This window comes from Streptomyces sp. NPDC051041, from assembly GCF_044456065.1.
Classification (GTDB): domain Bacteria; phylum Actinomycetota; class Actinomycetes; order Streptomycetales; family Streptomycetaceae; genus Streptomyces; species Streptomyces glaucus.
On record NZ_JBITFM010000008.1, the window covers coordinates 227,615 to 240,921 of the forward strand.

12 protein-coding genes are annotated in these 13,307 nt (G+C 72.3%); 7 read left to right on the forward strand and 5 right to left on the reverse strand.

Annotation, left to right across the window (positions count from 1 at the left end):
* Positions 1–8: 8 nt before the first annotated feature.
* The 3 genes from ACIBAI_RS16445 (at position 9) to ACIBAI_RS16455 (ending at position 2,528) form a co-directional block, all read left to right on the forward strand.
* Complete coding sequence (locus ACIBAI_RS16445) at positions 9–236, forward strand: phosphopantetheine-binding protein (protein ID WP_399034717.1); 228 nt, start codon at positions 9–11, stop codon at positions 234–236.
* Positions 237–418: 182 nt separating this feature from the next.
* Positions 419–1,684: an aminotransferase class I/II-fold pyridoxal phosphate-dependent enzyme gene (locus ACIBAI_RS16450; RefSeq protein WP_399034719.1), complete on the forward strand. Its 1,266-nt coding sequence runs from the start codon at positions 419–421 to the stop codon at positions 1,682–1,684.
* The gene (locus tag ACIBAI_RS16455; protein ID WP_399034721.1) at positions 1,674–2,528 is read left to right on the forward strand and encodes an alpha/beta fold hydrolase; all 855 of its coding nucleotides are present in this window, start codon (positions 1,674–1,676) and stop codon (positions 2,526–2,528) included. The genes ACIBAI_RS16450 and ACIBAI_RS16455 overlap by 11 nt, the downstream gene beginning before the upstream one ends.
* A 40-nt stretch (positions 2,529–2,568) precedes the next feature.
* On the opposite strand, the gene ACIBAI_RS16460 is transcribed toward ACIBAI_RS16455, so the two are convergent.
* The gene (locus ACIBAI_RS16460) at positions 2,569–3,072 is read right to left on the reverse strand and encodes an Lrp/AsnC family transcriptional regulator (RefSeq protein ID WP_399034723.1); all 504 of its coding nucleotides are present in this window, start codon (positions 3,070–3,072) and stop codon (positions 2,569–2,571) included.
* Between the two features lie 154 nt (positions 3,073–3,226).
* Between ACIBAI_RS16460 and ACIBAI_RS16465 the strand changes: the two genes are divergently transcribed.
* The 4 genes from ACIBAI_RS16465 (at position 3,227) to ACIBAI_RS16480 (ending at position 8,875) form a co-directional block, all read left to right on the forward strand.
* Positions 3,227–3,979, forward strand: a complete 753-nt coding sequence (locus ACIBAI_RS16465; RefSeq protein ID WP_399034725.1) for a thioesterase II family protein — start codon at positions 3,227–3,229, stop codon at positions 3,977–3,979.
* A gap of 65 nt (positions 3,980–4,044) precedes the next feature.
* Entirely contained in the window at positions 4,045–5,085 is a 1,041-nt protein-coding gene (locus ACIBAI_RS16470) for a DMT family transporter (RefSeq protein ID WP_399034727.1), read from the forward strand.
* Positions 5,086–5,408: 323 nt separating this feature from the next.
* Entirely contained in the window at positions 5,409–7,283 is a 1,875-nt protein-coding gene (locus ACIBAI_RS16475) for a BTAD domain-containing putative transcriptional regulator (protein ID WP_399034729.1), read from the forward strand.
* Between the two features lie 68 nt (positions 7,284–7,351).
* Entirely contained in the window at positions 7,352–8,875 is a 1,524-nt protein-coding gene (locus ACIBAI_RS16480) for a hypothetical protein (RefSeq protein ID WP_399034731.1), read from the forward strand.
* A gap of 77 nt (positions 8,876–8,952) precedes the next feature.
* Here ACIBAI_RS16480 and besC read toward each other — a convergent pair whose 3' ends face one another.
* The 4 genes from besC to ACIBAI_RS16500 form a co-directional block, all read right to left on the reverse strand.
* Entirely contained in the window at positions 8,953–9,723 is a 771-nt protein-coding gene (gene besC / locus ACIBAI_RS16485) for a 4-chloro-allylglycine synthase BesC (RefSeq protein WP_399034732.1), read from the reverse strand.
* A 35-nt stretch (positions 9,724–9,758) separates the two neighbouring features.
* A complete protein-coding gene (locus tag ACIBAI_RS16490; protein WP_399034734.1) occupies positions 9,759–10,517 on the reverse strand; it encodes an ArpA protein in 759 nt (252 codons plus the stop codon).
* 154 nt (positions 10,518–10,671) lie between these two features.
* Entirely contained in the window at positions 10,672–11,871 is a 1,200-nt protein-coding gene (locus tag ACIBAI_RS16495) for an argininosuccinate synthase-related protein (RefSeq protein ID WP_399034736.1), read from the reverse strand.
* A 38-nt stretch (positions 11,872–11,909) separates the two neighbouring features.
* Complete coding sequence (locus ACIBAI_RS16500; RefSeq protein ID WP_399034752.1) at positions 11,910–12,983, reverse strand: 3-isopropylmalate dehydrogenase; 1,074 nt, start codon at positions 12,981–12,983, stop codon at positions 11,910–11,912.
* Positions 12,984–13,307 lie beyond the last annotated feature (324 nt).

Consider the following 13,307-nt stretch of genomic DNA (forward strand, 5'->3'; position numbering starts at 1 on the left):
GACACAGCGTGATTCAGCAGAAGATCGGCAAGATCTGGGCGGACGCCCTGAAGCTGGACGACATCTCCGACGACGACGACTTCTTCGCCCTCGGCGGGCACTCGCTCGTCATGGCGGAGATCCAGGCGGCGATCACCAGGGAACTGGGCGTGGAGGTGCCGATGGACGAGCTGTTCCGGCACTCCACGATCAAGAGCATCTCGGCCCACCTGGAGTCCCGGGCCGCGGTGTCGTGACGCCTGCGGCGGCACGGGACGCCCGCTGACGGGCCCGCGGGGACCCGGTCAGCCGCTCGGACACACATGGGGGGCACCGGACGGGCCGGTGCCCCCCGCACGCGGGTCACGGCCCCGCTCCACACGCGAACAGCACGACGACGCACCGGAGCGACGCGTGCTCTGACGGAAGGACTGAGCCGGTGAAACTCTCGCCCCGGGGCGCGAAGATGTGCGGTCTGTCGGGGATCCGCAGCATCATGGAGGACATCGCCCTGGCCGCCTCCGACCCCTCCGGCGGGACCTGGGTCAATCTCAGCCCGGGCAACCCGGCGCACATCCCCGAGGTGACCGCTGCCTGGCAGCGGCTGCAACAGGAGTCGCTGACGCGGAACTTCGCCCGGACCAGCGGCCGCTACGGCCCCTCACGCGGCTGCGACGGACTCGTCGACGCCATCGTGCGCTACTTCAACCGCCGCTACGGCTGGGCCATCACCGCCGAGAACGTCCTGGTCGGCGCCGGCTGCCAGATGCTGGCGTTCATGGCCACCACGGCCTTCACCGGCCCCTACGCCGACGGCCCGCGGCCCCTGGTGCTGCCGTCCGTCCCGGACTACACCGGGTACCAGGGACTGAGCCTGGACCGGGACGGCATCGTCGGAGTCGCCCCCGGCATCGAGCTGCTGGAGGGCCGCCGCTTCCGTTACACGTTCGACGTGGAGGCGGTGCGCCGGGAACCCTCCATGGGCATGATGCTGCTGTCCAGCCCGGGCAACCCCACCGGGCGCAGCATCCCGGCGGACGCCCTGGCCGGGCTGATCGCGGTCGCCGAGGAGCGGGACGTGCCGCTGTTCCTGGACCACGCCTACGGTGATCCGTTCCCCTCGGTCGCCGAGGACAGCGTGGACCCGCCGCTGCACTCCCACGTCATCAACTGCTTCACCCTGTCCAAGGCGGGCCTGCCCGGCGAGCGCCTCGGCTTCGCCATCGGCCCGCGGCAGGCGATCGACGCCATGCTGTCCTTCACCGCCAACTCCTACCTGCACCCGCCGCAGCTGATCCAGGCCACCGCCGAGCGGGCGCTGGACAGCGGCGTGCTCGACACGCTCACCCACGAGGTGATCAAGCCGTACTACCGGCGCAAGCGCCAGGTCGCCGAGAAGATGCTGCACGAACTGCTGCCCGACACGGTCGACTGGCGCCTGCACACGACCGAGGGCGGGATGTTCTGCTGGCTGTGGATCGACCACGACTGGTTCGACGACCTCGCGCTGTACGAGGCGCTCAAGCGCAAGAAGGTCTTCGTCGTGCCGGGCCGCCACTTCTTCGTGCCCCCGTTCGACTCGCCGTTCCTGGCGCGGCACGCGACCCGCTGCGTCCGGCTGAGTCTGAGCCCGGACGAGTCGGTCGTCGCCGAAGGGATCCGCAGGCTCGCCGAGGCCCTGGAGGAGATGCGCGGTGCGCACTGAGACCGTCCGCAGCGGGGAGGTCGCCCTGCGCGTCGCCCGGCACGGCGACGGCCGGCAGCCGGCCGTGCTCTTCGTCAACGCCGTCGGGATGGAGAACGCGCTCCTGGCGGGCCTCGGGGAACACCTCCGGACGCACGGACTCGACCTCGTCACCTGGGAGTTGCGCGGCAGCCCCGGCGCGGACGGCCCGCCCCGGGCGACGCTGGAGGACCACACCGCCGACGCCCTGGCCGTCCTGCGGGCGCTGGACATCAGCCGCGCCCATGTCGCCGGCTGGTGCACCGGCGCCTCGATCGGGCTGTTCGTCACCCACGCGCTGGGCACGCGCGCACTGTCCTTCACCTCGGTCGACGGCGCCCTGCTGTTCACCGGCACCCCCGGCGCCCGGCTGGGCAACGCCGTCTTCGACATGTGCGCGAAGATCTCCGCGGACCGTGACCGGGCCGGCTTCTACCACGACGCGGTGCGGCCACGCGGCAACGAGTCGGCGGTGCTCGGCGTCCGGGACGAGGACCTGACGCGGATGCTCACCCGCCCCTACCGCCAGGACGTCGAGGCGCTCACCCGGTTCGCCTACGGCATCCACGCGACGTGCGACTACGACCCGGTCGCGGCCTGTGCCCGACTGCGGGTGCCGTCCCTGTTCGTCGCGCGCGAGGACGACGAGATGGTGAGCCACCGGCACACCCGCCGCGCCGCCGCCCTGGTCGCCGGAGCCGAGCTGTCCGTGCTCCCGGTCGGCGGCCATTACGCGCTGTTCACCGACCCGGCCGGGGCGGCCGGGACGATGGCCGCGTTCATGCACGGGGCGGTGGCCCGACCGGCCGGCACCCCCGTGCGCTGACCCCGCCCGCCGGCTCCGCGCCCGCGCGCCGTCCCGCCCGTCAGGTCCACGGCCGGGCGGTGCGGCGCCGCTTCGGCTTGGGCGCGAGGATCTCCACCGGGCGCCGCTGGAGGTGCTCGTAGACGAGCGAGGCGTGCAGGTCGGCCACCGACGGGAACTGCGCGATGCGGTCCAGCACGAAGTCCTCCAGGTGCTGCGGGTCCTGCACGGCCACCAGCACCTGGAAGTCGTCGCTTCCCGACACCACGAACACGTCCAGCACCTCGTCGAGGCCGAGCACGAACTCCCGGAAGGACTCGACGGCGTGCCGGCTCTTCGGGTGGATCCGTACCGCGATCATCGCCTTCAGGCCACGTCCCAGCGCGTCCAGGTTCACCTCGGCGCTGTATCCCAGGATCACTTCGCTCTGCTGCAGGTTCTTCACCCGCTCCAGGCAGGTCGAATCGGCGATGCCCAGCGTGCGCGCCAGCTCCCGGTTGGAGCGGCGCGCATTCTTCTGGAGTTCCAGCAGCAGACCGCGATTGATCTCATCAAAATTCGGCATGTCCGCGAATCTATCGCAGGAGTTTCGGGCGGAGTGGCAACTCCCTGAAACAACTGCCAAGCTCCTGGCTGTACCCGCCAGGAGTCACGGGTCCGCCCTGCAAGGACCCGCACGGCCGTCCCCCCCCCCGCATCCACGACGGAGAAAGAGGACCATGAGCACGCAGCGCACCACGACTCCCTGGCTGCCCTTCGGCGCCGCCGAGCAGGCGGACGTCCGGCTGCTGTGCCTGCCGCACTCGGGCGCGGGGGCTTCCGCGTACCGGGCCTGGGGCGACGGGCTGCCGGACTGGATCGGGCTGTGCCCCGTCCAGCCGCCGGGCCGCGAGACCCGCAGGCAGGAGACCCCGCTGAGCGAGGTGGGCCCGCTGGTGTCCGCCCTCGCCGAGGACGTCGCCGCCGTCGTCGAGGGTCCGTACGCCGTGATGGGGCACAGCACCGGCGCGATCAGCGCGTTCGAACTGTGCCGGCAACTGCGGCGCATCGGCGCCCCGGACCCGGCCCACCTGTTCGTCGCCGGGCGCCGCGCCCCGCAGGTCGCGGAGCGCTCCTCGGGGCTGGCGGACCTGACCACCGAGCAGCTCGCGGACGTCCTGCGGCAGCACGGCGGCACCCCCGACTGGGTGCTGAACGACCCGGGCATGCTGCGCATGCTCCACCCGCTGCTGTGCGCGGACTTCGCGGTCAGTGAGGCGTACCGGTACACGCCGGAGCCGCCCCTGTCCATCCCCATCACCGCCTTCGCCGCGACCGACGACCCGAGGGCCACCGTGGCCCACCTGGCCGCCTGGCACGAGCAGACGACCGAGCAGTTCACCCTGCACTGGCTGCAGGGCGACCACTTCGCCATTTTCACGCATGCCGCGCGTGTGCACGGCGTCATCGCCGAAGCACTTCGCGGCAGCTGACGGCCCGACGACCCGGCCCGCGCGCCGGCCACTGGATACGAGAAGACGAGCGAGCGTGATGCGACATGAGGACCAAACCCCTCGGAGCCTACGGCTGGCTCCTGTTCACCATGGTGCTGTGGGGCAGCGCCTTCCCGTCGTCGAAGTACGCGACGGAGCATGTCCCGCATGAGGTCGCGGCCCTGTTCCGGTTCGGCGGCGGCGCGATCGTCCTGCTGCTGATCACCTTCTTCCGGCGACCGCAGCAGACCCCGCCGTTCAAGGCCGTCCTGGGCGCCTGCGTGGCCGGGATCGTCGGCGTCTTCGGCTACAACGCCCTGTTCTTCTGGGGGGTCACCATGGCCCCGGCGAGCGACGGCGGCGTGATCTTCCCGGCGCTCACCCCGGTCATCACGTCCCTCGTGCTCATCCTGGGCGGCCGCGAGTCGGCACGGCCTGTGCGCATCGCCGGACTCGTGGTCGGCGTCGGCGGCGCGGCGCTGTTCTTCGTCGCCACCACCGCCGACGGCGCGGGCGGCTCCGACCGCCTCATGGGCGACACCATCTTCTTCGTCGGCGCCGCCGTATGGTCCGTCTACACCCTGCTCAACCGCAAGCTGGTGGTCGGCATGGACCCGGTGCAGGCGGTGACGTACTCGACCGTCGCGGGCTCGCTGGCGCTCGGGGTGATGGCCGTACCGCAGTTCGGCGACGTCCAGTGGGGCGAGCTGTCCGGCGGCTTCTGGCTCAACGCCGTCCACCTCGCCATCGGCCCCACCGCCGTCGCCTACCTGCTCTACGTGCGCGGCATCCGGGACGTCGGCGCCTCCACCGCCTCGGTGATGATGTTCGCCGTCCCGCTGTTCAGCACCCTGTTCTCCTTCGCCTTCCTCGGCGAGTCCTTCACCTGGGCCCAGGCCGGCACGGCCCTGCTCATGCTGGGCGGCGCCTTCCTCGCCGTGATCAGCGGACACCGGGCCGCGCAGCCCGCCCCGCGGGCAGAGGGTGACGGCGAGCCGGGGCCCGCCCGGGAGGAGGGCGACGCGGCGGCGCTGCCCGCCCCGGCACCGGCCGGCGCCGCCCCGCCGGCGCGGGACGCGGTGGTGCCGGAGGCCGGCACCCGCTGACGGGCGGGAACCGGCGCCCGGGCCGCCGGTGACGGACCGGGCAGGTGTCCCCGCCGGTCATCCCCCGTCGTGGCGGGGGCACCTGCCCTTTCTTCCGGTCGGGGCCGGTCGGCCCCGACCGGGCGGACCGCAGACGAGTTTCGGTCATCCTGATCGTCGTCCCGCTGCGGGCGCGGCGGCTGACGTGAATACTTCGGCGGTGCCCGGGGACGTCCGAAACTCGCGGCCCGGGCTCGCGGAAAACCGAAAGTGGAACGTAGCAATCTCTGGAACGCGTCATCGTCGCTTTGGAGGCTTGAGGGCCCGTGTTGGAGTGTCGTGTCTTGGGTCTGCTCGAGGTGTGGTGTGGCCGTGAACGTCTGGGGCTGTCCGGCAGAAAGCGTCAGACGGTCCTCGGTGCGCTGCTCCTCGCCGACGATGAATCCGTTTCGCTCAACCGTCTGATCGACACCGTGTGGGAACACCGGGCACCCGCCACCGCCGCCAAGCAGGTCCGCAACGTCGTCTCCGACCTGCGCGGGATCCACCCGGAGATCGCCGAGCGGCTCACGCTCGCGGGGGACGGCTACCGCCTCGCCCTCGACGGCTGGCGGCTGGACGCCCGGGTGTTCACCGAACGGGTCGCCCGCGCCCGCGAGCACCGGGACCAAGGACGCCCCGCGCAGGCCCTGGAGGAGTTCCGCGCCGCGCTGGAACTGTGGCGCGGTCCCGCGCTGGCCGGACTCGAGAGCCCGGTCCTGCGCGCCCAGACCGCCCTGCTGGAGGAGCTGCGGCTGGCCGCCATGGAGGAGCGGGTCGACCTGGAACTGGCCCAGGGCCACCACGAATCCATCATCGGCGACCTCTCCGCCTGGGTCGCGGAGCACCGGCTGCGCGAACGTCTCGTCGCCCAGCTGATGCTGGCGCTCTACCGCTCCGGCGCGCAGGCGCGAGCCCTCACCGTCTTCGAGGAGACCCGCGCGATCCTCCGGCGGGAGCTCGGCGTGAGCCCCGGCGCGGAGCTGCAGGAACTGCACAGCCGGATCCTGCGCAGCGAAGGCCGCCCGCCGGCCCGCACCACCCCCGCCCTGGTCCGCAACAACCTGCCCAACACCACCGCGCACTTCACCGGCCGGGCCCACGAGCTGCGGACGCTCACCGACGCGGCCCGCGGCTCCGCCGCCGACGGCCGCCCGCCCTCCACCGCTCCGGCGGTCGTGGCGATCGACGGCATGGCCGGCATCGGGAAGACGGCGCTGGCCGTGCACGCCGCGCACGAGTTGACCCCGCTGTACCCGGACGCGCAGCTCTTCGCCGACATGGGCGGCTGCGCCGCGGACGGGCGCCCGGTGGACCCCAACTCGGCCCTGCGCACCCTGCTGACCGGCCTCGGCTTCCCCCCGAGCGACCTGCCGGAGGGCCTGGCGGAGCGGTCCGCCACCTGGCGCCGGATCCTCGCCGACCGCCGCGCGCTCATCCTGCTCGACAACGTGGCCGACACCCAGCAGATCCTCCCGCTGCTGCCCGGGTTACCCGGCTGCCTGACCATCGTGACCAGCCGCACCCGGCTCACGGACCTCATTGCCACATGTCATCTCACGCTGCGCGAGATGACGTCCGAGGAGGGCCGCGACATGTTCGGCAGGATGGTCGGCGACCAGCGCCCGGCGGCTGAGCGCGAAGCCGTGGACACCGTCGTCGACGGGTGCGGACGGCTGCCGCTGGCGATCCGGCTGGCCGCCGCCAAACTGCGCCACCGCAGCTCCTGGTCCGTCGCCCACCTGGCCTCCCGCCTCGCCCGCAGAAGGCAGCGGCTGGCCACGCTGGAGGCGGAGGGCGGCGGACTCGTCGAGGTGTTCCGCCAGTCCTACCTGGGACTCAGTCGCGCCCAGCAGCACGTCTTCCGGCTGCTCGGCCAGTTGCCGGGCGACCACATCGAGACCTCCACGGTCGCGGGGCTCGCCGGGATCTCCCTGGCCCAGGCGGACGCCCTGCTCGAATCGCTCGTCGACGCCCATCTGCTGGGCACCTCGACACCGGGGCGCTATGTCATCCACGAGCTGCTCCACGCCTATGCCGGCCAGCTCGCGGCCGAGACGGCCGCGACCGACCTCGGCATGACGCCCCCGGCGCCCGCCCCCCAGTGGGGCGCGCCCCGCCCCCGCCCGGCCGCCGCCCCCGCGCCGGCCGCGCGCGTCGCAAGCCTGTCGCGTCCCTGAACCGGACGCGGCCCGCCGTCTTCCACCCGGCGAGAACACCGAACCGTCTCAGTGCATTGGAGCCATGAGTGAGGAGCACCATCGTCCTGGTCCTTCGTGACCCGGAATCCCCCGACGCGAACCTCCGCAGCGAGGCCCTGGGGTCCTACGTGCAACGACTGCGGACGATCGAGGGCGCGGACGCGCAGGTCGCCACGGCCGGCACCGGGTCCCGCCAGGCGGTCACCCGGCTCGCCGAGGCGGCCACGCTGATCGGTGACGGCGACGAGGTGCGCTACGTCCCCACCCGCGCCGCCCGCGACCGCGTCGCGAGCGACGGCGACGGAGCCTGGCCCCAGTCGACCGTGTCCCGGCACCGCAAGCTGGTCCGCCGCTCCGTCGGCGCCCTCTTCGAGTTCCCGCTCGAGGCCGAGGGCCGCGCCGACGACGAACCCGCGTCCCTGACCACCTTCGTCACCGACTGGACGGGGCTGCCCAGCTCCTGCGCCGTCGCCGTCCACCCCGGGCACCCGCTGAGCACCGGCCTCGCTCCCGGCGAACACGCCTCGTTCACCGGGCGTTTCTGCCGCCACCCGCTGACCGGCGACCTCCTGCCCATCTGGGTCGGCGACTGGGTCAAGCCCGAGTTCGGCACCGGCGCCGTCCTGCTCAACCCCGGGCACAACCTGCCCGACCTGGAGTTCAGCCGCAAGGTCGGCCTGCCCATCCGCTTCTCGCTCGCGCCGAAGGACTACGACGGCGCCCCGGCCGGCTGGGTCAGGCCGCCGTACATCAAGTCCGGCCACGCCTACCGGGTCGGCCCCGCCGCCGAGGGACTGCCCTTCGACCAGGCCAGGACCGTGTACTTCGCGGCGGTCGCGGAGCGGGGCCTGGTCGAGGAGTACACGGACTGCGGCATGGGCACCTTCCGCATCGCCTCGGCCGGCGGCGACGACGGCGTCGAGGTGCCGTGGGACGGGCGCCGGCGCACGGTGGCGCGCGACGACACGCCCGGCGAGCCGGTGCGCCTGAGCCTGTCACCGGTGCTGAGCGCGGTGGAGGAGCATGTCCGCGCCGCGGAGCTGGTGGTCGTCACGCCCTCCACCCGGGTCGAGGACGATGTGCTGGCCCTGCGTCTGCTGCTGGCCGAACCGGACCTCACGCCCGTGGTGAAGACCGCCCCCGAGGTCGTCGTGGTGGGCAACGCCCAGCTCGCCAAGGGCACCGCCCCCGACACCCCCGAGGAGGTGCTGCGCCTCGCGCTGCTCGTCAACGCCGCTCCGCTGGACACGCTGTCCGTCAAGCCGCAGCACATCGAGCCGTGCGAGCGGTTCCTCGCGGCCCACGCGGCCCTCAGCGAGCGGGAGCCGGTCGCCGGCCCGGAGCGTTCCGCCGAGGTGTCCAAGGCGGCCGGGCAGATCAAGACGCTGCTGGGCCGGCAGGACCTCAAGCAGGCCTTCACACAGCTCTACCGGCTGCAGAAGAGCCTGACCAAGGCCGAGAGCGTCGGCGAGGCGGACGCGGTGTGCTACGCGGCCCTCGCCCATGTGCTCGCCGGTGTCCGGACGCCGTTCGAGCAGAATGCGCTGAACAGCGCCTGGGCGAGCATCTGACGGATCCGCCGGCGACCGGGGCGGGCGGCCCTCCCGAGTGGAGGGCCGCCCGCCCCGGCGTCGTGCCGGACGGCCGGTCAGGCGGCCCAGCCCACCAGCCGGCGCACGCCGTCCCAGTACCGCTCGACCAGATCCAGGAACGCGAAGGCGCCCTCCTCGAACTCCCGTCGGGTGTCCGCGGAACCGACGTAGGGGGCGATCGCGTTGAAGACGGAGTTGCTGTGCCCCACCTCGACGTCGATGTGCAGCCTCCAGAAGTGGCGGATCCGCTCGTCGTACCCCTGGTTGCGCAGACCGTCGTCGATCTTGGAGACCATGACGGAGGACATGGTCTCGTCGGCGTAGAGCGCACCGAGCGCCGTGTGGATGGAGGACTCGGTGTACAGACGGCGGATGCCGTCGTTGAGCTGCCGGGTGACCTCCAGCGGCTCGTACCGTTCGAGGTGGTCCTGCTCGATGCCGAGCCGGGCCAGGAAGTCGGCGAAGAGCGTGGAGTGCGTCGGGTCCGAGCCGACCTCGTCGGCCACGTTGAGGATGATCTCCCGCAGGATCATCTCGTCCCGCGTCTTCAGCGCGATCCCCGTGATGTAGAACGGCAGATGGCGGAAGAAGTGGTGGCACTCGCTGTAGAACAGGCGCTCCTGGCGCGGGTCGAACGCGGTGGTGCGGTAGGCGTTGAGGAGCGGGTGCTCCACGGCGCGGTGCTCGGTGATGCGCACGAGCAGCCCGTCGAGGTAGGCCTTGACCGACGGATCCGCCACGGCGATGCGCCGGCGGATGCCGGCCTCGACGTTGTCGAAGTGGTCCCACACGGCGCCGCCGGGGCGCACGGTGTTCGTCTCGGTCATGTCATGTCTCCCGCTTCGTGGTTGCCGGCCGGTCGTCACTCTTCGATGGAGCTCGCCGCGGAGACGCCGGGATCGTCCCACCAGCGGTCGTCGGCGGCGATGTCGCGGTCCAGGTCACGCGCCCCCGCCCACGTCATGTTGAGGATGACGCGGACGGCGTCCTCACGCAGCGGGACGGTGCGGTGCAGCGTGGTGTCGGTGCGCAGGAAGTACACGTCGCCGGAGGCGAAGTGGTAGGTGCGGACGGGGTTCTCCACGAGGTAGCGGTTGATCTGCGGCGACGACTTGTCCCATGAGGTGTGCGGGACGCACTGCAGCAGGCCGCCCACGTCGATGGGCGGCGCCTGCACCACCCAGATCAGGGCGAAGCTGAAGTCGCCCCAGTGCCACCCGTGCGTGTCGCCCCGCCGCTCCTGGCGGGTGATCAGGAAGTTCTCGTCGCTCTTCGGGCAGGGGTACAGCCGCTCGCCCGCGATGTCCTCCAGGGCCCGTACGAGGCCCGGATGGGAGTAGAGGCCCGCGATCAGGCCGCTGTCGTCCCGGATCACCTCGCTCGGTACGACGGACATCGAGCGGCGGGTGAAGCCGGTGGTCGCCAGCCGCAGATCCCTGCGCTCGGCGTGGCGGTCGAGCAGGCGGTCGGTCTCCTCACGGATCCGCCCGCGGGTCGCCGCGCCGATCAGGTCCGTGACGGTGACCATGCCGTACCGGTGGAAGCGCTCCGCCAGCCGGCGCATCCCGCGGCCGTCCGGGCGGATGAGGACGTCGTCGAGTTCCGGCGCGCTGTCGCCCATGGTGCTCTCCGTTCTCGTTCTCGCGGACACGGTCGCCCGCCGCGGTCGACGGGCGCGGAACCGACCGCCTTCCGGCCGGGGAGGGGCCAGGGTCTTCCGTCCGGATCGTGCCGGGCTCGCGGGGCCCGGTCCGGCCTGACCCGAACGGAAGACCCTAGGCCGAGCCGGCCAGGGCGGTGAACGAGCGGCGCTCCCGGACGACGGAGTCCCGCTCCCAGGCGTCGCGGTCGCGCAGATACAGCGGGTGCCGCGCGACGATCGACTCGACGTCGGCCCGGCCCGCGCCCAGCCGCCACCTGACCGTCCCCGTCACCTCCACCGCGCAGGTGTCGATGAACGCCTGCACACAGCGCCGCAGTTCGCCGTACCAGCGGCCCTCGACCGCCTCGCGGACCCACAGCTGCTCGAGGTGGGCCTTCTCGCGGACGGTCTCGAAGCGCAGCACGGCGCTCTCCAGCTGCCGGTAGGAACGCAGCAGCAACCAGGCCGCCGGCATCTCCCGCGCCTCCAGCACCTTCACCCCGTCGGCCAGGTGCTCCAGGCCGCTGTAGCGTCCCAGCCCGTGCCGGCCCACCCGGGTGTTCAGCGTGCCGATCATCTCCGGCAGCGGCACGGGAGCGCCGTCGACCGAGGTCGGCACACCGCCGAGGAAACCGATCTCGACCGTCTCCTCGGCGGGGGCGCCGCCCGCCCGGGTCCACCGGTACAGGTGCTCCGGCACCGCGAAGTCCTCGGGATCGTCCAGGGCGCCGGACTCGAACTCGCGGCACCACAGGTTGGAGTCGCTGGAGACCGTCCGCTCGCTCATCAGGGTCAGCCCCGCCGCGGTGAGCTCCTCGATCTTGCGGGACCGGTCGACGGGCTCCAGGTCGTACGGACTGCCGTACCGTCCGGTGAAGCCGAGCAGATCCAGGGCCCCGTTGAGACGCCGGAGCGTGTTCTGCGACCGGTTGGCGGTGTGCAGGATCGTCTCGCTGCCCAGCTCCTGCGCCAGGGTCACGGCGAGCCGGGCGATCAGCGGCCGGCTCAGCGAGGAACTGATCGGATGGGTGCCCAGGTAGACCGCCTGGGCGCAGATCGCCGGACGGACGAACTCGTCGACGAACTGCCGGGCCCCGGCCAGCACATGCAGCTTCACGCCCAGCCGGTGGCAGATCTCCTGCTTCGCCTCGTGCGACTCGCCCTCGCCCAGCTCGACGGTGAGCGCGTGGACGTCCGTGGCCCCCATCTCCTTGAGCCGGTACAGCAGATAGGTGCTGTCCAGACCGCCGCTGAACATGGTCACCAAGGGGGCGGTGAGGTCCGCGCCGCCCGTGGCGATCTCCCGGAACGACCTGATCGGGGATGTACGCATCGGCCGGGTCCTCTCCTGGTGCAGGGGTGCTCGCATCGTCACACCGCCCTCGTCGCCCCGACGGGCACGGCCGCGGCGGCCCGGGCGGCGATGGCGTCGCCCGTCTCCCGCGTCGAGCGGGCCGTGGCCGGTGTCCGCTCGGCGAGGTCCGCGGCGACCGCGTCCTCGACCCGCGCGGCCTCCGCGTCGAAGCCGAGGTGGCGCAGGAGCAGCGCCACGGACAGGCAGGTGGCGGTCGGGTCGGCCCGGCCGGTGCCGGCGATGTCCGGCGCGGAACCGTGCACCGGCTCGAACATCGAGGGGAAGTCCCGCGTCGGATTGATGTTGCCGGAGGCGGCGAGGCCGATACCGCCGCTCACGGCGGCGGCCAGGTCCGTGAGGATGTCACCGAAGAGGTTGTCGGTGACGATCACGTCGAACCGCTCGGGCTGGGTCACGAGGAAGATCGTCGCCGCGTCGACGTGCAGGTAGTCGGTGGCGACCTCGGGGTACTCCGCGCCCACGCGGGCGAAGACCTCCGCCCAGAGCCGTCCCGCGTGCACCAGCACGTTGTTCTTGTGCACCAGCGTCAGCTTCCGCCGCGGCCGGCTCAGCGCCCGCTCGTAGGCGTCCCGGACCACCCGCTCCACGCCGTACGCCGTGTTGACGCTGACCTCGGTGGCGATCTCGTGCGGCGTACCGGTGCGCAGGCTGCCGCCGTTGCCCGTGTAGGGGCCCTCGGTGCCCTCCCGGACGACGACGAAGTCGATGTCCGGGTCGCCGGCCAGCGGGCCACCGGCCGCCGTGAGGAGCCTGCTCGGACGCAGGTTGACGTAGTGGTCGAAAGCGAACCGCAGTTTCAGCAGCAGGCCGCGCTCCAGCACCCCGCTGGGTACCGAGGGATGGCCGATGGCGCCGAGCAGGATGGCGTCGTGCCGTGCCAGGGACCGCAGTTCCTCCTCCGGCAGCGTCTGCCCGGTGCGGTGCCAGCGGTCCGCCCCGAGGTCGTACTCCGTGGTGCGCAGCTCGACGTCGAGCGGCAGTACGGCCCTGAGCACCTTGAGCCCCTCGGCCACCACCTCCGGGCCGATGCCGTCGCCGGGGATCACGGCGAGATCGAGGGTGCGGGACACGGCGCGGGACGGGGAGAAGGGCAGGGTCCGCGGCTTGAAGCCGGGCCGGCGGGACTCGTGGGCGGCGATGTCGGCTTCGTTCCGCAGTGTGAGGGAGATGTCGTCGAGGCCGTTGAGGAGGCGCCAGCGGGAGTTCTCGTCGAGGTCGAAGGCGGCGGTGACGCCGTCGGCGCGGACCTGGCGGTGAACGAGGTCGACGGTGATCTCGGCCTGCGGGTCGCGTTCGGTCAGCTCCCACAGCGCGTCCACGACCCGCTGGTCGAGGACCACGGTGAGCAGGCCGTTCTTGAGGCTGTTGCCGCGGAAGATGTCGGCGAAGCGGGA